Raw genomic sequence first — 22,347 nt, 5'->3', positions numbered from 1 at the left:
GTCCGTTCTCAGTGGGCCGGGGTAGCGGCCGGCCGGTCCTCGGCCTTGGTGAGGGGCAGCAGCACGAGGGTGACCACGAAGGCGGTCGCGGCGAAGGCGGCGCTGATCAGGAAGGCGTCGTGAAAGACCGTGGCGCCGGCCTCCTTGACGAGCTCGGGCACCCCGTGGGTCCGGGCCTCCAGCTCGGGGATCCGGCGGAAGGCGAAGGTGGCGGCGACGGCGAGGCCGAGGGCGCCGCCGACCTCCTGTGAGGTGTTGATCAGACCGGCGGCCAGGCCCGACCGGTGCTCCTCGGTACCCGCGAAGGCGGAGACCTGGAGCGGCACGAAGGAGGCGCCCAGACCGAGGCCGCAGATGACGAAGGCCGGCAGCAGGTCGACGACGTACGAGGCGTCGGACGGGGCCCGCCACAGCAACAGCATGCCGGTGGCGACCAGGGCGAGCCCGACCATCAGGACGGGCTTGGCCGCGACCTTGGTGACGACCTGGGAGGCGACGCCCGCACCGACCGCGGTGGTCAGGGCGAGCGGGACGTACGCGAGGCCGGTGGTGACGGCCGACCAGTCGAGCACCTGCTGCATGAAGAGGCTGGCGAAGAAGAAGAGGCTGACGCAGGTGCCGAGGAGCAGGATCGCGATGATGTTGGCCGCGCGCAGGGACGGCCGGCGGAAGATCGAGAGCGGCATCAACGGGGCGGCGGTGCGGCGCTCGATGAGGAGGAAGGCCACCAGCAGGACGGCCGACAGGGCGAAGCCGCCGTAGACGCGGGCCGTCGGGACGTCGGAGTCGTCGACGGTCTGCCCCAGGGTGAAGATCAGCAGGATCAGACCCGCGGTGAGGACGACGGCGCCGGCGACGTCGAAGCCGCGGGTGCGCTCGGCGGCGCGGCTCTCGCCGACGACCATGGGGGCGACCAGGGCGCCGACGAGGCCGATCGGCACGTTGACGAAGAAGATCCAGCGCCAGCCCGGGCCGTCGGTGAGCAGACCGCCGAGGGTCACACCGGCGACGGCGGCGACACCGCTGAGCGCACCCCAGGCACCGAGCGCCTTGTTCCGCGCGGGGCCCTCCTCGAAGGTGTCGGTGAGCAGGCTGAGCGCGGCGGTCGCGATGAACGCGGCGGCCAGTCCCTGCCCGCCCCGCGAGGCGATCAGCGTCGTGGCGTCCCGCGCCAGGCCGGCGGCCAGGGAGGACAGGGCGAAGAGGACCAGCCCGGCCTGGAGCATCCTGCGGCGGCCGAGGGTGTCGGCGAGGCGGCCGGCGAGGAGCAGGAAGCCGCCGAGGAGCATGCCGTAGGTGGTGACGACGTACTGCAGGGCCGTCTGGGGGATGTGCAGCTCGTCCTCGATGGTGGGCAGGGCCACGTTGACGATCGAGACGTCGAGGAAGGTCATGAAGCCGGCCACGCAGAGGAACACCAGGATCAGACCGGGCCGCCCGGCCGGGCCGGCGGCCGGATCCACCGAGCTGACGGGGGAAGACTCTTGGACAGACATGTCACTCCTCGAAACAGGGGGCGGGAGGGGTGCGGGGGGTGCGGGGACGGGCGTTACGGGGGCGGCGAGAGCCTCAACGACCGTTCCCCTTGGCGACTTTCGGGAAGCTAGCATCCTCAGTAAAGTAGGTACCTAGAGGAAAGTGGCTATCCGAAGGGTTCCCATGAAGAGCGGCAGCGCCCCCACGACCGCCCCACCGACGCCCGGCCAGATGGCGGACGCGGCCGCGCACGCGGCCCAGGTCGGCTCGCAGCAGGCCTGCCCGATCGCCCCCGTGCTCGACATCGTCTTCAGCCGCTGGACGACGCCGATCCTGTGGACGCTGCACTCCTTCGGACGCCAGCGCTTCGTGGTGCTGCACCGCAACATCGGCACGATCACCGCGAAGGTGCTGACGCAGCGGCTGCGCCAGTTGGAGCGGGACGGTCTCGTCGTGCGGACGTACTACCCGGAGGTGCCCCCCAGGGTCGAGTACGAGATCAGCGAGCTGGGGCTGAGCCTGGCACCGCTCTTCGCCCACCTCGCCGACTGGTCCGCCGACAACCTGCCGCGCGTAGAGCGGGCGCGGCAGGAGTTCGACGTGGCGGAGGAACTGGGCTCAGGCCGCTGAACTCACCACGCGGAGCCGGCCGAGCCCGGCTCGGCTCGCGCGTGGCGCCCTGGAAGAAACCAGCACCCGGCCCCCACCCGATAACGGGGGCGACCTCCCCAACCCCGATCCGCTAGGCTGTCAGCCGTCAGCCGACCTTCAGGGCACCACCCCGAGGGAAACCCTGACCAGGGCGTTAGTCCGGGGCCTCACGGCTCCACGACAAACCCCGGCCTTCGTAGCTCAGGGGATAGAGCACCGCTCTCCTAAAGCGGGTGTCGCAGGTTCGAATCCTGCCGGGGGCACAAGGGAAAAGGGCACCTAGCGACGTTGCTAGGTGCCCTTTGACATGCCCAGCTGACGTCAGGCGGAGGGACCCGCCTCAAGCAGTGGTTCCCTGGTAGCCAGGGGCGGTGGCGGGGGCAGGGGTAGTGGCCAGCCGGCGCAGGCCACCAGGGCGGTGGTGTCCTCCGTGACGAAGAGCAGGGTGACCCATGTCCGGTCGGCAGCGTGAATCATTCCTGTGCGCACCGGACGGCCCTGTTCGCTGACGAGCTGCACCGCTCGTTCCAGGCCGAGAGGTTCGAGTCCGCGCCTGCGCATGCGCTTCAGGCGGAGCTTGAAGACTTCGGCGTGCTGAGCTGCGGGTTGCGCCCCGTCTCCCACCCAGTACGTGGCGCCGCTACGGAGGGTGGACAGAGCCCTCACGGACGCCTCGTCGTCACCGGTCAACAGCGCTTCCAGCTCGTGCCGTTCCATGGTCACCCCCGTCCGGATCGTGCGGTACAGCGACCGGGTACGCAACCCCACCGACCGTCCGCCTCCCGTAGCGCTGCGCTGGATCACGTCCAGGAGGGAGACGCGGGTCACATTCGGCACCTGTCACAGGTCGTCGGGGCGCCGTGTCTTAGGGGCAACAGCGGACAACGGCAAAGGAATTCACGATGAGCGCTCGTCTGAACCTCTTCGACAGCCCGGTCGCGGTCACGGCATGGAAGCACATCATCGCGGCGAGCAAGGCGCTCGGGGAGTCGACCCTGCCGGCCGCCACGCGTGAGCTGGTGATGCTCCGCGCCAGCCAGATCAACGGCTGCGCGGGATGCGTAGACATGCACACCAAGGACGCCGCCGCCGCCGGCGAGAGCGCCGTGCGTCTCCACCTGGTCGTCGCCTGGCGTGAGGCCACGGTGTTCACCGACGCCGAACGCGCCGCCCTGGAGCTGACCGAAGAGGCCACCCGCATCGCCGACGCGGCCGGTGGTGTCAGCGACGAGGTCTGGGCGAATGCCGCGAAGCACTACGACGAGGACCAGCTCGCCGCCCTGGTGACCCAGATCGCCGTCATCAACGCCTTCAACCGCGGCAACGTCATCATCCAGCAGCCCGCCGGCGGCTACGAGCCCGGCCAGTACTGAGGGGCGGGCCTGGTCCTGCCCGGCGTACTCGACATCGCGCCCGTTCTGGTGCCGCTCGCCGCCCTCGGTCTGGTGCTGCTCATGCTGGGTGCGGCGATCACCCGCATGCGGCGTCACGAGACCACGCTCGTGGTGGTGGATTTGGTCTATGTCGTCCTGGCCGGTTTCGTGGCATGGGGCCGTCTCGGCCCCGAGTCCTTCGTCGGCTGACCCGGGGCCCCGGCGGTCAGGCGTCGGCCGGCGGTCGTACCGTCTCCACGGTGTTGTTGTGCCGGGCTCGTTCGGCGGCCAGGACCGTCAGGTGGCTGATGAGGGACTCCCGCGGGCCGGACTTCACCAGGCCCGGGTCTCCGGTGGCGACGGCGGCGACGAAGGCGTCCATCAGGCCGGCGTCCCCGCCTCCATGCCCGCCGGCCGCATCCATCGCCCCCTCCGTGCCGAGGTCGATGAGCTCTTCCGTACGGGTCAGGAAGTCGTAGACCCGCACGTGCTCACCGTCGCCCCGCAGTTCGGCGCGGGTCCCGAAGATACGGGTCTGGCGGTCCGCCTGCTCCGTGAACGCGGTCATCGTGAACGTGGCCGTCGCCCCGGAGGCGAACTCCATGGCCACCACCTGGTGGTCCACCACGTCGTTGTCGCAGGCGTACACGCACCGCCCGTAGGGGCCCTCCCGCAGCGCGATGTCCAGCGCCTGCGGGGTGAACTCGTCGGTGACCACACTGAGCGGCCAGGTGTGCTCGCCACGGGCGAGCTGATCGCCGTAGTCGCGCTTGGCGGAGTACGGGCAGGTGCTCTCCACCGCGCAGTCCAGGCAGCGGTCGGCGGCGCCCTCGGGCCTGTTCTCCGGGCGGAAGTGGGAGAGGCGCCCGAAGCTGGAGACCCGTATCGGCGGGCGGCCGAGCACGTACTGCAGCCAGTCCAGGTCGTGACAGGACTTCGCCATCAGCATGGACGTCGCCTCGTCCTCGCGGCGCCAGTTGCCCCGTACGAACGAGTGGGCCTGGTGCCAGAAGCCGACCGGTTCCAGGTGCTGGACGCTGACGATCTCGCCCAGCCTGCCGGAGTCGACGACGCGCTTGAGAACCCGCGTGTACGGCGTGTAGCGCAGGACGTGGCCCACCGCCAGGATCACCCCGGCCCGCTCCACCGCCGCCACGATCCGCCGGCACGCGTCGTCCGTCAGCGCCATCGGCTTCTCCAGCATGATGTGGTAGCCGAGCGCGGCGAACGCCAGGACCGGCTCCAGGTGGTCGCGGTCCAGCGTGCAGATCAGCACCGCGTCCGCGATCCGCCCGCGGGCGGCCAGCACCCGCCAGTCGTCCACCGCCGCCCCCGCCTCCAGGCCGTGGTCGGCCGCGAGGCGGTCCCGCCTCACCTGCCGCGGCTCGGCCACCGCGACCACCTTGGCCCGCTCCGGATGCGCCAACGCCCACCGCGCGTGACCGGTCCCCCGGTCCCCGGCACCGACGACAGCGAGAGTGACGACAGAGGGCATACGTCCCACTTTCAGAGCAGGTGGCCGGAGAGCAGGTGGCCGGCGAGCTGGTGGCCGGCGAGCAAGTGGTCGAAGAGCGAGTGGCCGAAGGGCAGGTGACCGATCACGGCAAACGCTTTCGGCGAGAAGGTAGCGACTGTCGGGCTCGCCGGACAAGGGTCCCTCCGGGCCGACGGCCAGGGGCCGATCAGGGTCGGCCAAGGGCCGATCCAGGTCAGCAAGGTCCACCGGGGGCGCCCCCGCCAGAGCCGTGTCAGGGGCGTGCCAGGGGCGTGGCAGGGGGGTGACAGGGGCGGCGGGATCGTCGAGGCGTGAAGAGTTCAGCGATCGCAGTCTCGGGGCTGCGGAAATCGGTTCGACCTGGCCGCGCCGCCGGCCCCCTCGGCCCAGCCCCCGCCCAGCCCGCCCCGGTCGCGCCCCCGGCCGCGTCCCCGACCCCGCCCCGACCCGCCCGTCAGCGCAGCTCCTTCGGGCAGGCCGTGCCCCTCGGGAAGAACTTGTACGGAGCCGACAGCCGGTAGGTGCCGGGCTTCGGGGCCAGGAGTTCGGTCCACTCGTCGCCGTCCGCGTCCGCCTCCGTCTTCAGGAGGCAGCCCGACTCGTTGAGGAAGACCTTCTCCAGCTCCTCCGGCGACTCCTCGCGGGCCTTCTTCGACACCTCCGTCTCCTCCGGAGGTTCGATCTTGCCGCCGTGCTCGTCGACCAGCGCCAGCCACGGGGAGTACGGGACGCGGATCAGGACGCGCCCCGGGGTGTCGACCTCGATCACGACCTCGTTCGCGCCCGCCCGGCGCACCTTCGCCGGCGGGTCCGCCAAGGGGGTCGGGTTGTCCACTTCGTACAGGCGCCAGTTGGCGTCCGACCAGACCTGCTTCAGGTACGGCAGCCCGTCCCCGACCAGCTCCGCCTCCAGCTCGGCGCCGGAGTCCGGGGCGCCGGTCGGCAGGACCACGTAGTGCACCGCCCAGCGGTCCAGCCAGTCCTGGTAGTTCGTGGCGTTCAGGGTGTCGTCGTAGAAGAGCGGGTTCCGCTCCATGTCCGCCTGGCGGTTCCAGCCCCGCGCCAGGTTGATGTACGGGCTCAGCGCCGAGGACTCACGGTGACTCGACGCCGGTACGACCTCCACCCGCGCCTTCTCCGCCCCTCGCACCTGCAACTGGTTGATCAGCGGCGCGACCTCGCGCGCCCACGACGCGTCCGGAGCGGTACGGATGACGTCGTCGACGCCCTTGAAGCCGATCCAGAGGTTCAGTCCGACGAAGGCCAGCACGATCGCGTACCACTTACGGGAGCGCGGGACCGTGTACGGCAGCGCGGCCAGCAGCACGACCCCGGCGAAGAGCATCACGAGCCGCGAGACGTTCGAGCCGATCTGCGAGTCGATCAGCCAGGTCAGCAGCGTCCCCGCCGCGTACACCGCCGCCCCCGTCCGTACCGTGCGCCACCCGCGCGGTACGAGGACGCAGCACAGCACCCCGAAGAGGAACGGCAGCGCCGTCGACGCCCAGGACATCGGCTGCGTGCCCGAGAAGGGGAACAGCCACGAGGAGAGGGCCACCACCACGACCGGGGCCAGACCCAGCGCGTACGCGCCCGGCCTGCGGCGGTTCAGGAACAGCGCCGCCGCCGCGACCCCGAGGAACAGGCCGGCGACCGGGCTGCACGCGGTCGCGATGCCCGCGAGCGGCGCCGCCACCGCCGCCTTCGCCCAGCGTCTGCGCCGCCAGCGGTGCGGCCAGCAGAAGACGGCCGCGACCGCGCCCAGCGCGAACATCATGCCGAGCCCGAACGTCACCCGCCCCGACAGCGCGTTGCACAGGAACGCGAAGACCCCCGCCAGCGCGCACGCCAGCGGATTGCGCACCGCCCGCACCCGCACCAGGATCAGCGCCGTGAGCCCGGCCGAGAGCGTGCCGGCGATCATCATCGTCGAACGGACGCCCAGCACCGACATCAGATACGGCGAGACGACGCTGTACGAGACCGGGTGCATCCCGCCGTACCACGCGAGGTTGTACGCCGAGTCCGGGTGCCGGCCCACGAACTCCGCCCAGGCGTCCTGCGCCGCGAGGTCCCCGCCGCTGTTCGCGAACAGGAAGAACCAGAGGACGTGCGTCAGCGCCGCCACGCCCGTCGCGATCATGACCGGGTATCGACGCCGGCGCCGGGGAGTCCTCGCGGGCGACTGCTCCACCGGTTGGCGGGGCGGTGGGAGGTCTATTCGTGAGGGGGAGGGCAGCAGGGGTGAGGAAGGGGGCGTCAGGGAGGGAGAGGGGGGCGTCGGCGCGCCTTCGGCGGCGCGTGTCGGCTCGACGGTGGTCACTCGCGTCCCTCTCCCGTGCTGCTCCCGAACTGCCTTTCGCCCATAACTCGGCCTCCGGAACGCTAACAGCAGGGCGCCCCGGGGATACCGGGACGCCCTGACACGTCAGCCCAGACGGGTCAGCTTCTTGTCGAACCCGGGCTCCACCAGGTCCGTCTGGAGCGAGACCGGGGCGCTGACCTTGCCCGTGCCGGTGCCGATCGACACCTGGCCGACCACGTCACCCGCCTTGCCGGTGTGCGGGACCGCCTTGCCGCCGTCGGTCAGCTCCAGGTCGACCTTCAGCCCCGGCCAGCCGACGGCCTTGAGCTCCTTGTCCGCGACCACGGCGGTACGGCCGCCCAAGCCGTCGTCGATGTGGCCGATGACCTGACCCTTGCGGATCACGGCGGCCGAGGTCACGTCCTTCTGGGCCTGCTGGATCAGCTGGAGGCTGTAGTCGATCGACAGCTGGAGCTTCTCGTGCAGCAGCCCGGCGTCCTTCGCACCCATGACGACGCCGAGGATCCGACGCTGCTTGCCGTCCACCACGGTGTTCGCGGACCAGAGGAGGTTGCCGCCGGCCGGGGTCGACGAGCCGGTCTTGATACCGGAGACACCGGGCTCGAGGAGGATGTTGTTGTTGTTCTCGATCTGGCCGGGGATGCCGTCGACCTTGAGGTTCGGCATGTTCACGATCTCCCGGAACACGTCGTACTGCATGACCGCCTTCGCCAGCTTCAGCTGGTCCAGAGGCGTGGAGACCGTCGTCGACTCCAGACCGGACGGGTCCGTGTACGTCGAGTCCGTCATCCCGAGGTCCTTGGCCGCGGCGTTCATCTTCTCGACGAACGCGGCCTCCGAACCGGCGTCCCAGCGGGCCAGCAGCCGCGCCACGTTGTTCGCGGACGGGATCATGAGGAGCTGGATCAGCTCCTTCTCGGTGTACGACTGGCCTTCCTTGACGGCCGCCGTCGACTCGAACTCGGCCCCGGCCTCGTCGGCCGCCTTCTTGTCGATGGCGATCTCGGGGCCGGTCTCCTTGCCCTTGATCGGGTGGTCCCGGAGGACCACGTACGCCGTCATCGTCTTCGCCACACTCGCGAGCGGGGCGGGCTTCTGGGCCCCGTACGTCCCGAGCGAGCCGACGCCCTCGACCTCGGCGGCGCCCTGGCCCTCGGTGGGCCACGGCATCTGGAGCTCGCCGCCCTGGAAGGTGAAGGTGGGCGCGGCGGTGAGGGAGAGCGTGGGCGGCGGAAGCGGCCGCACGAACTGTACGACCGCAAAGACGATCAGCAGCAGGACGACCAGTGGCGTCCAGATCCGGACGCGTCTCAGGGTGTTCCGCAGCGGTGTCGGCGCCGGCGGCGGGGTGTTGGTCAGCTCGGCGAGCAGGTCGAGCGGGGGAAGCGGCGGCATCGGCTGCTGCCTGGTCCGCTCGGCCTCGGTGAGGGACGCCGGGGGTACGGGGGCGGGCGCCGGCGCCTCGGACGCGGCCGGGGCGGCGGGGGCCGGGGCGGGCGCGGGCTTCGGAGACGGCTTGGCCGTCGGGGCCGGCGTCGGGGCCGCCCTCGGGGGCGTCGGTGTGTCAGGGCGCAGCGGTACGAAGGTGCTCGGGCGCTCGGCCTTCGGAGCGGCCGGAGCGACCGGCATCTTCAGTGCCGTCGTCGGCTGGTCCACGACCGGCGGGCGGACCGCCTTGAAGACGGTCGTCGGCTGATCGACCGGCGCGCCGGCCACGACGGGCGCCTGCGGCTCGGCGGACTGGGTCGGCTCGGCGGACTCGGCCCGCTCGGCGGACTCGGCCCGCTCGGCGGACTCGGCCCGCTCGGCGGACTCGGCCGGCTCGGCGGACTCGGCCCGCTCGGCGGGCCCGTCCTCGTCCGCCTGAGACGCGGCCGCACGCTCGGGCTCGCCCGCCGCCTCGTCACGCGTCTCGTCCTGCGCCTCGTCGTGCGCCCCGTCGTGCGTCTCGGCGGACTTCCGCGCGGCGAACCAGGAATCCCCGGAGGAAGCCCCGTCCGCGCCCTCAGGCGCCTCGTCGGAGGCCTCAGCGGCCTCCTGAGCCGCCTGCGAGCCCTCCGGGCCGCCCGACTCCACGTCCGCGTCCACGCCGTCCGTGGCCACGGCGCCGTCGGCGTCGGCGTCGGCGTCGGCACCGTCGTCGGCGGCGTCGGCCTCAGCCGTGGTCGCCGTGCCGGTGTCCGCCTCGGCGTCCTCGTCCCGCCTCGGCGCCGTCTCCTCGTCGCCGGAGGCGACCCACGCCGCCACCGCCGCCCGCAGCCGGTCGCCCTCCTCGCCGGAGTTCTCCCCGCCGGAGTTCGCCCCGGCGAAGCTCTCCCCCTCGGAGCCCTCCGCCGCGGAGGAGTCCGGGCGCTCCGACGCCTCCGTCGGGGCGTCGTCCTCCGAAGTCCTCGGCGCCAGCGTCTTGAAGACTGCCGTCGGCTGGTCGACCTGGACCGGCGACGAGGCGGGCTCGCGGAGCACCGACAGCCGGGGATCCCGGCCGCCGCCGCCCGGAGTCGACTCCTTCGAGGACTCCTGCTGCTCCGCCTTGTCGGGGGACTCGCCCGCCACCGTGCCTCCTCCATGCGCCATGCGTACGTCCGAACCATGTACCAGTGTCCTGTGTGAACCCCTTGGCCCCCGTGCTAGACGAGAACGACATACCTACTGGTTCCCGTACGAAGCACCCAGGCGCTCTCGACAGATGAATGTGAGAGGGGTCACCCTGTGACTCATCCACGCGGGGAGGCATGGATGGGCAGGAGCCGCAGAACAATTCCGGAGGAGCTTCTGCTGCTCGCTCTGGACCCGGCCACGGGTACCACAGCGCAGCCGCAGTCGCTCGACCTCGGCCTCGCCGGAGCTCAGCTAGTGGAGCTGGCTCTGGCAGGACGGATAGCCCCTGACGGGGATCGTATCGCCGTGGTGATGCCACGGCCGACCGGAGATCCGACACTGGACTCCGCGCTGGAACTGCTGCGCAGACGCGGCAGCCCGGTTCGGGCCGTCCACTGGATCGGCGGGCCCCGACTGGGGTTGCGCCAGATCTATCTCGCTCATCTGGAGCGCTGCGGCATGGTGCATGCCGTGGAGGGCCAGATGTGCGGAGTGCTGCCGACGACTCGCTACCAGGCGACGGAGACGGCCATCAGCCGGGACATCAGGGCCCGGCTGGACAGTGCGATCCGCACCGGCGTACCGCCGGACCCGCGGACCGCGGCGCTCGCCGCGCTGGCCCACGCGGTCGGTCTCGGCAAGCACCTGTACCCGGGGAACGAAGGACGGTCGTCGCGGTCCCGGCTGCGCGATCTGATCCGGCACGACCCCATGGGCGGACTCGTGGCGCACGCCGTGATGGACGTCCAGAACGGCGTGGCCGCCCAGCCGCGCCGTAGCGCACCGAGCACGGGTGGCGTTCCCCAGCAGCCGCGTCGCGGCAGCATGGCCCGCGCCGCGAGCTGAGCACCTGAGCGCGTCCGCGCGCGAGCACCACAGAACCCCTTCCGGGAGCCGCACAGTCGTGTGTGGGGCGGTCGTCGCGACCGCCCCACCCACGCGCGCCCGCACCCCGGCGCCCGCACCCGTGCGTCCGCGGCAACGCGCCCCGAGCCGTGCGCCCGCGCACGTTGTCGTCATTTCCCAGCGCACACCACACCTTTGGTGGCAGTCTGCCAAGCAGTAGATACTCACAGCTACGCAGCCGACAGCCGGAGGTGCAGTTTCCGTGGCGTCCAACGTCAATCCCACCGTCAGGCGACGCCGATTGGGCCAGGAGTTGCGCCGGCTCCGGGAGCAGAAGAACATGACCGCCGAGCAGGTGGCCGAGCGTCTTCTGGTGTCCCAGTCCAAGATCAGCCGCCTGGAGAACGGTCGCCGGTCGATCAGTCAGCGCGATGTCCGTGACCTCTGCGGGGTGTACGAGGTCGAGGACGACCGCGTCGTCGAGTCGCTGATGCAAATGGCCAAGGACTCGCGCCAGCAGGGCTGGTGGCACGCCTTCGGCGACATCCCGTACAGCGTCTACATCGGCCTGGAGACGGACGCCGAGAGCCTGCGGGTGTACGAGCCGCAGATCATCCCCGGCCTCCTGCAGACCCACGGCTACGCGGAGGCCGTGATCACCGGCGCGCTGCCCGAGTCGACGCCGACGGACATCGACAAGCGGGTCACCGTCCGCACCCGGCGCCAGGACCGGATCAAGGACGAGGAGCGTCCGCTGCGGCTGTGGGCCGTCATCGACGAGGGCGCGCTGCGCCGGGTCGTCGGCAACAAGCAGCTGATGATCCAGCAGTTGGAGCATCTGGTGGAGCAGTCGCACCTGCCGCACGTCACCGTCCAGGTGCTGCCCTTCGAGATGGGCGCGCACCCCGGCATCAGCGGTCACTACGCGATCCTGGAGTTCCCGGACACGTCCGACTCCAGCGTCGTCTACATCGAGGGCGTCACGAGCGACCTGTATCTGGAGAAGGCCCAGGACGTCGCCAAGTACAGCGTGATGTACGAACATCTGCGGGCGCAGGCGCTGAACGTCGAGCAGACCCGGGAGTTCATTTCGGACATCGCCAAGTCCTACGCGGCCGGTTGATCCCGCGTTCTCCGATTCGGGGGTGAACGTGGCCATTCGGCCGGCCCCCCGGCGAAGAGGGCGGCACCGTACACCGCTGACTCACTCCGACGGAAGCCCAGTTGGAATATGCCATCCGGTCGGGTGAACGCCGCCCCCACACCCCGGAGCCGACGAGTAGCGTCGATCACGCCAGCATGAACGTTGGCGCGACAACACCACTGGCAGAACCGGAGTGAAGAACATGGCCATTATTCAGGGCGCTACGGACACCTGGACGAAGTCCTCCTATTCCGGCGGCAACGGGGCATGCGTCGAAGTCAAGTCGCCCCTCGCCGCGGCGATCGCGGTCCGGGACTCCAAGGCCCCCGAGGGTCCGTCCATCGCTTTCGGCTCGGCGTCGTGGAACGCCTTCGTCGGCGGAGTGAGCAACGGGGCTCTCTGAGCCCGGGGATGAGCACCGCGCAGCCCCGCGGCACCGCTCGGCCCCGTACCACCGCACATCCCCGCACCACCGAGCAGGACGCACCACCGAGCAGGACGCACGTCACGAGCAGTACCCAAGGAAAGAGCCCTCTCGACCGGTCCGCCGTCCTGGCCGAGGGGGCTCGGCCTGTGTGCCGGCCCCCGCCCCGTCAGCGGAGTTCGTCCACGTACCGGTCCGTCCCCGGCACCGTCGGAACGAACGGCGCCACCAGCTCCACCCGGCCCGCCCCACCGCCCACCGACTCCAGGTCGGCGAAGTGCTCCGCCCAGCAGGCGCGCGGGTCGCTCTCCAGGAACCACAGCAGGGTCAGCCGGGTGTCGACGCCCTCGACCTGCTTCACATAGGTCATCCGGTCGCCCGGCAGCGGCGTCGGGCGGAAGACGGTGACCATCGCGGCCGGGGAGCCCGCGAGCCGCCTCGGCAGCTCGCTCGCGACCAGCGCGTCGAGCAGCCCCGCCCGCGCCCGGGGCCCCTCCGCGTCGATCACCTGGAGGACCAGGCCCCGGTAGGGGTGGTCCAGGGCGTGGACGTCGCGGGGGCCGGCCGCGCCGTCGCGGTAGACGGTCGCCTCGTGGTCCTGGAACGACGTGAAGACGTGGGTGCGGTCGCGGTAGACGCGGGCGTCGCGGTTCAGCCGCTTGTTGATGCCGACGGTCCACTTCATGTGCTCGTCGTAGCGCCCCTCGGTGACCCAGTACGTCGAGAGGTAGCAGCCGGCCGTGACGGGCTGGGCGACCGCCGACTTCTCCGGACCGCGCAGCTCCTGGAGCGCCCGGGTGGCGACCCAGCGGCGGCCCGCGAACATCCACGGCATCGCCATCGCGCCCGCGTAGTAGTGGTCGTCCTCGTACCAGCGGTTGTAGGCGTACTCGTGGCCCGGGTGCGGTTCCACCATCGTGATCAGCGCGTGGCCGGGGCGCACCCCGTACGGTCCGACCGCCGCCAGCTCCGCGTACGTGTCGACACCGGTGGCGTCGCCCGTCTCGCTGTCCATGCCCGTACCCCTTCCCTTGTCCTTCGGCGGCTCCTACTCTGACGGGTCGTCAGATCCACCGCCAGAGTCGGGAGGCACCCGGATGCTGCTCCAGGGGAAGACCGTGATCGTGTCCGGTGTCGGTGCGGGGCTCGGGCACCGGGTCGCGCAGGCCGTCGTACGGGACGGGGGCAACGCGGTCCTCGGCGCCCGCACCGAGGCCAACCTCGCCACGTCGGCGTCCGAGATCGACCCGGAGGGGCGCCACACCGCGCTGCGCGCCACCGACATCACCGACGAGGCCCAGTGCGAGGCGCTCGCCGCGCTCGCGGTCGAGCGCTTCGGCGGGGTCGACGCCGTGGTGCACGTCGCCGCCTGGGACAGCTACTTCGGCGGCATCGAGGACGCCGACTTCGCCACCTGGCAGGGCGTCCTCGACGTCAACCTGCTCGGCACACTGCGGATGACCCGGGCCTGTCTGCCGGCACTGAAGGAGCGCGGCGGGTCGGTGGTCCTCATCGGCACACAGTCGGCGGTGGCCGCGCCCTCACAGGTCCAGCAGGCGGCGTACGCGGCCTCGAAGGGGGCGCTGACCTCGGCCATGTACTCGATGGCGCGCGAACTCGGACCGCACCGGATCCGGGTCAACACCGTGCTGCCGGGCTGGATGTGGGGGCCGCCGGTCCAGGCGTACGTACGGTTCACGGCGGACACCGAGAAGGTGCCGGAGGCCGAGGTGCTGGCCCGGCTGACCGAGCGGATGGCGCTGCCCGAGCTGGCGACCGACGGGGACGTGGCGGAGGCGGCGGCCTTCCTGGCCTCGGACCGCGCACGGGCGATCACGGGACAGCAGCTGCTCGTCAACGCGGGCGAGCTGATGCGGTAGCGAGCACGGCGGGGGCCGGCGGGAGCACAGGGGCCAACGGGAGCACAGGGGGCGCCGGGAGCACAACGGCCACCCAGGGCCGCACGGTACGCGGGGGCGTACCGTGCGGCCCTTTTTGCCCCCGCCTGGATTCAAGCATGTGAACACAGGTCAGCAAGAAGAACGATTTTACGTTCTCTTGACCTTCCCGCGCGTTGTCGTGGGTCCGCAACTCCCCACACCATGAACGGCGTTCACAAGGCGGACCGGACCCCTGGAGGGGGCTCAATGAACAGTCTCGACTGGGCCGTGCTCATCGGCTATTTCGGCGTCATGGTCGCGATCGGAGTCTGGTCCCACAAGCGCGTGGACAACGTCTCCGACTTCTTCACGGCCGGCGGCAAGATGCCCTGGTGGCTCTCGGGGATCTCGCACCACATGTCCGGCTACAGCGCGGTGATGTTCACCGGGTACGCGGGCATCGCGTACACCTACGGCGTCACCTCGTACGTCACCTGGTCCTTCCCCATCGCGATCGGCATCGCGATCGGCGCGCACCTCTTCGCGCCCCGGCTCAACCGGCTCCGCTCCCGCCTCCATGTGGCCTCCCCGCTGGAGTACCTGAAGAACCGGTACAACCTGCCCACGCAGCAGGCGCTCGCCTGGTCGGGCGTGCTGCTGAAGATCGTCGACGTGGGCGCCAAGTGGGCCGCCATCGCCACCCTGCTCTCCGTCTTCACCGGGATCTCCCTCAACCAGGGCATTCTCATCACCGGTGTCATCACCGGCATCTACTGCACGGTCGGCGGGCTGTGGGCCGACGCGCTCACCGAACTGGGCCAGTTCATCATCCAGTTCTTCGCCGGTATCGCGATGCTCGTCGCCGTCCTCTCCGAGCTCGGCGGCTTCAGCGCGCTGTGGGAGGTGTGGGACCGGCCCGAGCTCCAGGGCCACACCGCGCCGACCGCCGGCCCGTACACGATGACGTTCCTGCTCGCCTATCTCTTCATCAAGACCTTCGAGTACAGCGGCGGCATGTGGAACCAGGCCCAGCGCTACATGGCCACGCCCAACGCCCGCGAGGCCACCCGCTCCGGCAGGCTCTCGGCGGTCCTGTGGTTCGTCTGGCCGCTGGTCCTCTTCTTCCCGATGTGGGTCGCGCCGCTCCTGGTGACGCCGAACAAGCCCGACGCGTCCGACAGTTACGCCCTGATGACCGAGCAGCTGCTGCCGCACGGCCTCCTCGGCCTGGTCATCGTCGGCTTCTTCTCCCACACGATGGCCATGTGCTCCTCCGACGCCAACGCCATCGCGGCCGTCTTCACCCGGGACATCGCGCCGGTCATGAGCAAGGCGGCACGGCGCTGGACGCAGCAGGCCGGGCTGATCGCGGCGCGCTGGTCGACGATCGCGTTCCTCGCCCTGTCGATGGCGGTCGCCACCCAGGTCAACTCGCCCACCTTCAAGGACATCATCACCGTCGTCATCAAGTGGGTGGCCGGTCTGATGGGCCCGATCGCGATCCCGTTCATGCTGGGTCTGCTGAAGACGTTCCGGAAGTCCGGTCCCACGGCGGCCCTGGTCTCGTGGGCGGCGGGGCTCTTCGCCTTCTGGCTGACCAACTACGGTCTGGACGGCATCGAGCTCCAGATCCAGATCGTCTCGCCCCTCGCGACCTCGCTGATCCTCTACATCGCCATCGGCTTCATCAAGCCCGAGGACACCCCGGACCGCGACGCGATCCTCGCCAAGATCAACCAGGACCCCGACGACGAGGACGGCGGAGCCGCGATCCCGCCGCAGTCCTCGGGCGAGCCCGCCGCCCGACCGCTGGCGTGAGCACCCCTCCGGTCGGTGCGGCGTCGCCCGCACGTCACCCCCTGGGGTAGCGGGCGAGCCAGCCGGGGTGGGACTCCGCCGGACTGTGCAGGGCGGCGCCCTGGGTCATCTCCATCGCGAAGTCGTCGGCGAGTTCGAGCACCGTGGAACGGCCCTCCAGTTCGGCCAGCCAGGCCGGCGGGAGGGCCGTCTCACCGTGCAGGGCGCCCAGCAGGGCGCCCGTGACGGCCCCGGTCGCCGCCGACGGGCCGTCGTGGTTGACGGCGAGACGCAGGCCGTGGCGGATGTCCTCGCCGACGAGGGCGCAGTACACGGCGGCGGCGAGCTGCCCCTCCGCACGGTCCTCGTCCGCACCGAGGTCGGTGACCCGCACCGCGTTCGGCATCCCCTGGCGTACGGCTCCCAGCGCGCGCTGGAGGGCGTCGGTGACGGGCTCGTGGCCGGGGCGCGGGGTGAGCTGGGCGAGCGCCCGCTGGACCGAGCCGTCCACGCTCTCGCCGCGCGCGAGTCCGTGGACGACGACGGCGAGGGCGCCCGCCGAGAGATAGGCGGCCGGGTCGCCGTGGGTCTGGGCCGCGCACTCCACCGCGAGCTGGCACACGAGCTGGGGCTCCCAGCCGACGAGCAGCCCGAACGGCGCCGAGCGGACGAGCGCGCCGGAGTCCGTCGCGTCCGGGTTCTTGGGCTTGTCGAGGGTGCCGAGGATCTCGTCGCCGAGGCCGGTGAGGCAGGCGCGGGCCGGGTCGCGGCGGACGTAGAGCCACTCCTCGCGGGCGAGCCAGCCGTTGTCCGTGCGGCGCTCGTCGGGGCCCCAGTCGCGCTGGGTGGCCGCCCAGCGCAGATGGGCGCGGTGCACGTCGGTCGGCGGGTGCCAGGCGCCGGTGTCGCGGCGGACCTGGGCGCGGATCAGGCCGTCGACGGTGAAGAGGGTCATCTGGGTGGCGGCGGTGACCGCGCCGCGTCTGCCGTGGGCGGGGACCGGGTCGGTGAGCCCCTCGGGACCGTGCGCGGCTCTGATCGCGTCCAGGGGGAGGGTCGCGACGCCCGCGCCGAAGGCGTCGCCGACCGCCCCGCCGAGGAGGCAGCCCCGGACCCGGGCACGGAAGTCCTGCTGTTCGGCGCGGCCCCACACGGACGCAGCGGTTGTGGTCACGACGTGCCCTTCCCCGGAAAGCCCTCTCCGCACAGATCTCGCAGCACTGTAATCGACCGGGTTCGCTCGTTCGCGAGGCAGAACGTTTTGCGATCGGACGCCTTTCTGTCCATCTTCGACCGGCGTTCACCAGTTGTTTTGTTATGGCTTGAACGATCCGGCGCGTGACACGTTTCAAGACTTCCGCCTACGCCGTCGTCGCCGCCGCTCTCGTCCTGGGCGTCACCGCCCCGGCCGCCGGCGCCCACGACAGCCACCCCTCCCACGGGGCCCACTCCTCCCACGAGGACCACTCCTCCCACGAGGACCACTCCTCCCACCGGGACAGCTCCTCCGTCCCCTTCACCTCCGCGACCGTCACCGAGAACGCCGACGGCAGCTTCACCGTCGCCTGGTCCGCCCGCGGGACCCACGGCGTCACGATCCGCACCGAGGGCCGCACGGTCGCCCGCGGCGGCGAGACCGGCAAGGTCACCGTGAGGGGTCTGCGCGCCGTCGACCGCCGCTGGTTCGACCTGGTCCCCGCGCGGGGCACCTCCCTGCACCTGGCCGACCGTCTGATCAAGCTCCAGGGCACGGTCAACTTCCGCGACGCGGGCGGCTACCGCACCGCCGACGGCCACTGGGTCAAGATGGGCGAGATCTACCGCTCCGACGCCCTCCACCTGCTGACCGCCGACGACCTGACCAAGCTGCGGCGCCTGGGCATCCGTACCGTCTTCGACCTGCGCATGCGGAGCGAGCGCGACAAGGACCCCGACCGCGTCCCGGCCGGTGCCAGCCATGTCGTCGCCGACGTCCTCGCGGGCACCCCGACCTTCTCCGGCATGCCGAAGACCCCGGCCGAGGCCGAGGCCATGATGGTCGAGGGCAACCGCTTCATGGTGAGCGGCGACACCGCCAAGGCCGCCTACACCACGGTCTTCGACGGCATCGCCGACGAGGGCAGGCACGGCGTCCTCTTCCACTGCACGGCCGGCAAGGACCGTACGGGCTGGAACAACGCGACCCTGCTCACCGCGCTCGGTGTCCCCGAGAAGACGGTGATGGACGACTACCTGGCCAGCAACACCTACCGGGCGGCCGCCAACGAGGCGGTCCTCTCCCACCTCCCGCCGGAGCAGGCCGCGGTCTACAAGCCGCTGCTCGACGTGCGCCCGGAGTACCTCGACGCCAGCTTCGCCGAGGTCCGCGAGGAGTACGGCTCGTTCCGCTCGTACCTGAAGCAGGGCCTCGGCATCGACGCCCGCGAGCTCGCCGAGCTGAAGCGCGACCTGCTGGTCGGCTGACCCCGCCCGCCATGGCGGTCAGGGCGACCGTCCCCGCCCTGACCGTCGTCGCCCTGACCAGTCTCCGCCTGACCGTCCTCGCCCTGACCGTCCCCGCCCTGACCGGCCCGCCCCGCCCCCGCGGTGCTCAGTCCCCCAGCACCGGCAGCAGCTCCGGCAGGTGTCCGTCCGATGCCGTCGCCGTCCTGCGGCGCTCCTCGTCCACCTCGCCGTAGAGGGTCGTGCGCGGGCGCGACGGGCGGCCCGCCGCCTCCGCGATGGCGACGAGGTCCCGGATCGAGCGGTACGAGCCGTAACCGGAGCCCGCCATACGGGAGATGGTCTCCTCCATGAGCGTGCCGCCGAGGTCGTTGGCGCCCGAGCGGAGCATCTCGGCGGCGCCGTCCGCACCGAGCTTGACCCAGCTGGTCTGGATGTTGGGGATGTGCGGGTGGAGCAGCAGCCGGGCCATGGCCGTGACCGCGCGGTTGTCGCGGACCGTCGGGCCGGGGCGGGAGATGCCCGCGAGGTAGACGGGCGCGTTGGTGTGGATGAAGGGCAGCGTCACGAACTCGGTGAACCCGCCGGTCCGCTGCTGGATGCCGGCCAGCGTGCGGAGGTGGCCGAGCCAGTGCCGGGGCTGGTCCACGTGTCCGTACATCATCGTGGACGAGGAGCGGATGCCCAGCTCGTGGGCGGTGGTGATCACCTCGATCCAGGTGGCCGTCGGCAGCTTGCCCTTGGTGAGGACCCAGCGGACCTCGTCGTCGAGGATCTCGGCGGCGGTGCCCGGGATCGAGTCGAGCCCGGCCTCCTTCGCCGCCGTCAGCCACTCGCGGATCGACAGCCCGGTCCGGGTCGCGCCGTTGACGACCTCCATCGGCGAGAAGGCGTGGACGTGCATGCCGGGCACGCGGTCCTTGACCGCCTTCGCGATGTCGAAGTACGCCGTGCCGGGCAGGTCCGGATGGATGCCGCCCTGCATGCACACCTCGACCGCGCCGACCTCCCAGGCCTGCTGGGCCCGGTCGGCGACCTGGTCGAGCGAGAGGGTGTAGGCGTCCGCGTCCGTCCGGCGCTGGGCGAAGGCGCAGAAGCGGCAGCCGGTGTAGCAGACGTTGGTGAAGTTGATGTTCCGCGTGACGATGTACGTGACGTCGTCGCCGTTCACCGACTTCCGCACGTCGTCGGCGATCCGGGTCAGCGCGTCGAGCGCCGGGCCGTCGGCGTGCAGCAGGGCGAGCGCCTCGTCGTCGGTGAGCTTCGTCGGGTCGTCGGCGGCTGTCGCGAGGGCGGCCCGGACGTCGGTGTCGATGCGCTGCGGGACCATGCCGGGGGCCGCCGCCTCGCGGAGCGCGCCCCAGTCGCCGTAGACCTCGTCGAAGTCCTCGCGGCGGTCGTGGGTGCGGCCGGTGGTGTCGATGGTGCGGTGCAGATCGGTGCGGCCCGCGGCGGTGAACACCTCGTCCGGCTCCTGCCAGGGCAGCCCGCGCACGGTCGCGTCCGGGTTGGCGAGGCCGGTCTCCGGGTCGGCGAGCGCGCGGACGTGCGGGAGCAGCCGGGGGTCGAGCCAGGGTTCGCCGCGGCCGACGAACTCCGGGTAGACGCAGAGCCGCTCGCGCAGTTCGAAGCCGGCCGTGCGGGACTTCTCGGCGAGGGTGTCGATCTGCGGCCAGGGCCGCTCCGGGTTGACGTGGTCGATGGTGAGCGGGGAGACCCCGCCCCAGTCGTCGATGCCGGCGCCGATGAGCCGTCCGTACTCCTCGTCGACGAGGTTCGGCGGGGCCTGGAGGCAGGCGGCGGGGCCCATGATGTGCCGGGCGACGGCGATCGTGGCGATCAGGTCGTCGAGTTCGGCGTCCGGCATGCCGCGCATCGCCGTGTCCGGCTTGGCGCGGAAGTTCTGGATGATCAGCTCCTGGACGGAGTGGTACGCGCGGGAGACCCGGCGGAGCGCGAAGAGGGACTCGGCCCGCTCCTCGTACGTCTCGCCGATCCCGATGAGCAGCCCGCTGGTGAAGGGGACCGAGGAGCGCCCGGCGTCCTCCAGGACCCGCAGCCGGACGGCCGGTTCCTTGTCGGGCGAGCCGTAGTGGGGGCCGCCGGGCTCGGACCAGAGCCGGGTGGCCGTCGTCTCCAGCATCATGCCCATGGAGGGGGCGACGGGCTTGAGCCGCTGGAAGTCGGTCCAGGACAGGACGCCCGGGTTGAGGTGCGGGAGCAGCCCGGTCTCCTCCAGGATCCGGATCGCCATGGCCCGGACGTAGGCGAGCGTGTCGTCGTACCCGTGCGCGTCGAGCCACTCGCGGGCCTCGGGCCAGCGGTCCTCGGGCTTGTCGCCGAGGGTGATGAGGGCTTCCTTGCAGCCGAGTTCGGCGCCGCGCCGGGCGATGTCGAGGACCTCGTCGGGGGACATGAACATCCCGTGGCCCGCGCGGCGCAGCTTGCCGGGCACGGTGACGAAGGTGCAGTAGTGGCAGGTGTCACGGCAGAGCCGCGTGAGCGGGATGAAGACGCTCTTGGAGTACGTGATGACCCCGGGCCGCCCGGCCGTCTCGAGGCCCGCGTCCCGCACGCGCGCGGCGGACGCGCAGAGGTCGTCCAGATCGGCGCCGCGCGCCTGGAGCAGCACGGCGGCCTCACCGACGTCGAGCGCGACCCCGTCCCTGGCCCGCTTGAGGGCACGGCGCATGGCGTTCTCGGTGGGCGGTCCTGCCGGCACGGGCTGCTGATCCGTCATGAACCGAGCATACGAGTGCCCTCACACGACAAGGAGGCCCAGTCAGGTCTTGAGTACGGCGACACGCGGCCCGCGGAGCCGTTGAAGATCCTCAGGGTCGGAGGTCAGCACGACGACCGGCGGATGCGCGGCGCGCGCGGTCGCAGCCACGAGTGCGTCCCGCGCGTACTTGTGGCCGCCACTGCTGTCGATCTCGGCGAGCAGGGCGACGGCCGACTTGGTGTGCGTGGGCCCCTCGCCGGGAGCGTGCGTCGATTCGCCCATACCTCGACTCTCATAGAACTTCCATGAGAACTGCCTGCCGCTCTACAGGTACCGCGCGTACTCGTCGAGCACCCGCAGCACCTCCGCCTCGTCCGCCGGTGGCAGCTGGAGCACGACCTCCTCGCAGCCCAGCTCCGCGTAGTGCGCGAGCTTGCCCGGGTTCGGCAGGACCGCGTACGGGACGACCTGGAGCGCCTTCGGGTCGCGGCCCGCCTGCTCCCAGGCCTCCCGGAGCAGCGGCATCGACTGCGTCAGGCCCCGTCCGCCGATCGGCAGCCAGCCGTCCCCGTACGCGGTGATGTGGCGGAAGAGCTTCGGGCCCGCCGCGCCGCCGAGCAGGATGCGCGGAGCCCCGCCGACCGGCTTCGGGTAGGCGTAGGACGCCCGTACCGAGACACCGAACTCCCCTTCGTACGCCGTCGGTTCGGCCGCCCACAGTGCGCGCATCAGCCCCATCCGCTCCTGGCTGAGCTCGCGCCGCGTCGCCCACTCCACGCCGTGGTCGGCGGCCTCCTCCTTGTTCCAGCCGAAGCCGACGCCGAGGGTGAAGCGCCCGCCCGAGAGGTGGTCGAGGGTGGCGATCTGCTTGGCCAGCGCGATCGGGTCGTGCTCGGTGACCAGCGTGACGCCGGTGCCGAGGAGGAGCCGCTCGGTGACGGCGGAGGCCTGGCCGAGAGCGACGAAGGGGTCGAGCGTACGGCCGTACTCCGGAGGCAGTTCGGTGCCCGCCGCCGGGTAGGGCGTGGTCCGTTCGACCGGGATATGGGTGTGCTCGGGGAGGTAGAGCCCGGCGAAGCCCCGCTGCTCCAGCTCGCGCGCGAGCCGTACGGGCGTGATGGTCTCGTCGGTCAGGAAGATCGTGGTCGAGATCCGCATAGCGGCACGGTAGGG

19 protein-coding genes and 1 tRNA gene are annotated in these 22,347 nt (G+C 71.4%); 10 read left to right on the top strand and 10 right to left on the bottom strand.

What is annotated here, in order from left to right; genetic code table 11:
- Nucleotides 1-8 precede the first annotated feature (8 nt).
- On the bottom strand, nucleotides 9-1,496 hold the full coding sequence (locus tag ACIPPS_RS29210; RefSeq protein ID WP_401438061.1) for an MFS transporter: 1,488 nt from the start codon (nucleotides 1,494-1,496) through the stop codon (nucleotides 9-11).
- Between the two features lie 211 nt (nucleotides 1,497-1,707).
- Here ACIPPS_RS29210 and ACIPPS_RS29205 point away from each other — a divergent pair, with 211 nt between their 5' ends.
- The gene (locus tag ACIPPS_RS29205; RefSeq protein WP_401438575.1) at nucleotides 1,708-2,106 is read left to right on the top strand and encodes a winged helix-turn-helix transcriptional regulator; all 399 of its coding nucleotides are present in this window, start codon (nucleotides 1,708-1,710) and stop codon (nucleotides 2,104-2,106) included.
- Nucleotides 2,107-2,317: 211 nt separating this feature from the next.
- A tRNA-Arg gene (locus ACIPPS_RS29200) sits at nucleotides 2,318-2,390 on the top strand.
- A gap of 58 nt (nucleotides 2,391-2,448) precedes the next feature.
- Here the strand turns inward: ACIPPS_RS29200 and ACIPPS_RS29195 are convergent.
- On the bottom strand, nucleotides 2,449-2,955 hold the full coding sequence (locus ACIPPS_RS29195) for a hypothetical protein (protein ID WP_401438058.1): 507 nt from the start codon (nucleotides 2,953-2,955) through the stop codon (nucleotides 2,449-2,451).
- Nucleotides 2,956-3,029: 74 nt separating this feature from the next.
- On the opposite strand from ACIPPS_RS29195, the gene ACIPPS_RS29190 reads away from it, so the two are divergent.
- Nucleotides 3,030-3,500 (top strand): carboxymuconolactone decarboxylase family protein, encoded by a 471-nt coding sequence (locus tag ACIPPS_RS29190; RefSeq protein ID WP_401438055.1) that lies wholly within the window; start codon nucleotides 3,030-3,032, stop codon nucleotides 3,498-3,500.
- 9 nt (nucleotides 3,501-3,509) lie between these two features.
- A complete protein-coding gene (locus ACIPPS_RS29185) occupies nucleotides 3,510-3,710 on the top strand; it encodes a DoxX family protein (protein ID WP_401438572.1) in 201 nt (66 codons plus the stop codon).
- A 16-nt stretch (nucleotides 3,711-3,726) separates the two neighbouring features.
- Here ACIPPS_RS29185 and ACIPPS_RS29180 read toward each other — a convergent pair whose 3' ends face one another.
- The 3 genes from ACIPPS_RS29180 to ACIPPS_RS29170 form a co-directional block, all read right to left on the bottom strand.
- The gene (locus tag ACIPPS_RS29180) at nucleotides 3,727-4,995 is read right to left on the bottom strand and encodes a Gfo/Idh/MocA family protein (protein WP_401438052.1); all 1,269 of its coding nucleotides are present in this window, start codon (nucleotides 4,993-4,995) and stop codon (nucleotides 3,727-3,729) included.
- Nucleotides 4,996-5,449: 454 nt separating this feature from the next.
- Complete coding sequence (locus tag ACIPPS_RS29175; protein ID WP_401438050.1) at nucleotides 5,450-7,138, bottom strand: MFS transporter; 1,689 nt, start codon at nucleotides 7,136-7,138, stop codon at nucleotides 5,450-5,452.
- Between the two features lie 285 nt (nucleotides 7,139-7,423).
- Nucleotides 7,424-9,895, bottom strand: a complete 2,472-nt coding sequence (locus ACIPPS_RS29170; RefSeq protein WP_401438047.1) for a D-alanyl-D-alanine carboxypeptidase — start codon at nucleotides 9,893-9,895, stop codon at nucleotides 7,424-7,426.
- Between the two features lie 162 nt (nucleotides 9,896-10,057).
- On the opposite strand from ACIPPS_RS29170, the gene ACIPPS_RS29165 reads away from it, so the two are divergent.
- The 3 genes from ACIPPS_RS29165 to ACIPPS_RS29155 all read left to right on the top strand — a co-directional run bounded on the left by ACIPPS_RS29165 (nucleotide 10,058) and on the right by ACIPPS_RS29155 (nucleotide 12,312).
- Entirely contained in the window at nucleotides 10,058-10,765 is a 708-nt protein-coding gene (locus ACIPPS_RS29165) for a GPP34 family phosphoprotein (protein WP_401438045.1), read from the top strand.
- A 262-nt stretch (nucleotides 10,766-11,027) separates the two neighbouring features.
- A complete protein-coding gene (locus ACIPPS_RS29160) occupies nucleotides 11,028-11,888 on the top strand; it encodes a helix-turn-helix domain-containing protein (protein ID WP_401438042.1) in 861 nt (286 codons plus the stop codon).
- Nucleotides 11,889-12,111: 223 nt separating this feature from the next.
- Nucleotides 12,112-12,312, top strand: coding sequence for a DUF397 domain-containing protein (locus ACIPPS_RS29155; RefSeq protein ID WP_401438040.1), 201 nt, complete (start codon nucleotides 12,112-12,114; stop codon nucleotides 12,310-12,312).
- Between the two features lie 190 nt (nucleotides 12,313-12,502).
- Here the strand turns inward: ACIPPS_RS29155 and ACIPPS_RS29150 are convergent, their stop codons facing one another.
- On the bottom strand, nucleotides 12,503-13,348 hold the full coding sequence (locus tag ACIPPS_RS29150; protein ID WP_401438038.1) for a hypothetical protein: 846 nt from the start codon (nucleotides 13,346-13,348) through the stop codon (nucleotides 12,503-12,505).
- 82 nt (nucleotides 13,349-13,430) lie between these two features.
- On the opposite strand from ACIPPS_RS29150, the gene ACIPPS_RS29145 reads away from it, so the two are divergent.
- Both ACIPPS_RS29145 and ACIPPS_RS29140 read left to right on the top strand, forming a co-directional pair.
- Complete coding sequence (locus ACIPPS_RS29145) at nucleotides 13,431-14,213, top strand: SDR family oxidoreductase (RefSeq protein WP_401438032.1); 783 nt, start codon at nucleotides 13,431-13,433, stop codon at nucleotides 14,211-14,213.
- A 267-nt stretch (nucleotides 14,214-14,480) separates the two neighbouring features.
- On the top strand, nucleotides 14,481-16,031 hold the full coding sequence (locus ACIPPS_RS29140; RefSeq protein ID WP_401438029.1) for a sodium:solute symporter family protein: 1,551 nt from the start codon (nucleotides 14,481-14,483) through the stop codon (nucleotides 16,029-16,031).
- Nucleotides 16,032-16,065: 34 nt separating this feature from the next.
- Here the strand turns inward: ACIPPS_RS29140 and ACIPPS_RS29135 are convergent, their stop codons facing one another.
- On the bottom strand, nucleotides 16,066-17,184 hold the full coding sequence (locus tag ACIPPS_RS29135) for an ADP-ribosylglycohydrolase family protein (protein WP_401438026.1): 1,119 nt from the start codon (nucleotides 17,182-17,184) through the stop codon (nucleotides 16,066-16,068).
- 164 nt (nucleotides 17,185-17,348) lie between these two features.
- On the opposite strand from ACIPPS_RS29135, the gene ACIPPS_RS29130 reads away from it, so the two are divergent.
- On the top strand, nucleotides 17,349-18,473 hold the full coding sequence (locus ACIPPS_RS29130) for a tyrosine-protein phosphatase (protein WP_401438024.1): 1,125 nt from the start codon (nucleotides 17,349-17,351) through the stop codon (nucleotides 18,471-18,473).
- A gap of 127 nt (nucleotides 18,474-18,600) precedes the next feature.
- On the opposite strand, the gene ACIPPS_RS29125 is transcribed toward ACIPPS_RS29130, so the two are convergent.
- Genes ACIPPS_RS29125 through ACIPPS_RS29115 form a run of 3 tightly spaced genes read right to left on the bottom strand, consistent with a single transcriptional unit; the run spans nucleotide 18,601 to nucleotide 22,332 of the window.
- A complete protein-coding gene (locus ACIPPS_RS29125; RefSeq protein ID WP_401438021.1) occupies nucleotides 18,601-21,192 on the bottom strand; it encodes a bifunctional FO biosynthesis protein CofGH in 2,592 nt (863 codons plus the stop codon).
- 42 nt (nucleotides 21,193-21,234) lie between these two features.
- Nucleotides 21,235-21,456: a hypothetical protein gene (locus ACIPPS_RS29120; protein ID WP_401438019.1), complete on the bottom strand. Its 222-nt coding sequence runs from the start codon at nucleotides 21,454-21,456 to the stop codon at nucleotides 21,235-21,237.
- A gap of 42 nt (nucleotides 21,457-21,498) precedes the next feature.
- Nucleotides 21,499-22,332 carry an LLM class F420-dependent oxidoreductase gene (locus tag ACIPPS_RS29115; RefSeq protein WP_401438017.1) on the bottom strand — a complete coding sequence of 278 codons (834 nt, stop codon included), beginning with the start codon at nucleotides 22,330-22,332 and terminating at the stop codon, nucleotides 21,499-21,501.
- Nucleotides 22,333-22,347 lie beyond the last annotated feature (15 nt).

The organism is Streptomyces sp. NPDC090127, from assembly GCF_044746945.1.
GTDB lineage: Bacteria > Actinomycetota > Actinomycetes > Streptomycetales > Streptomycetaceae > Streptomyces.
Note: the sequence above shows the minus strand (reverse complement) of the source record. Positions and strands in the feature narration are given on the sequence as shown.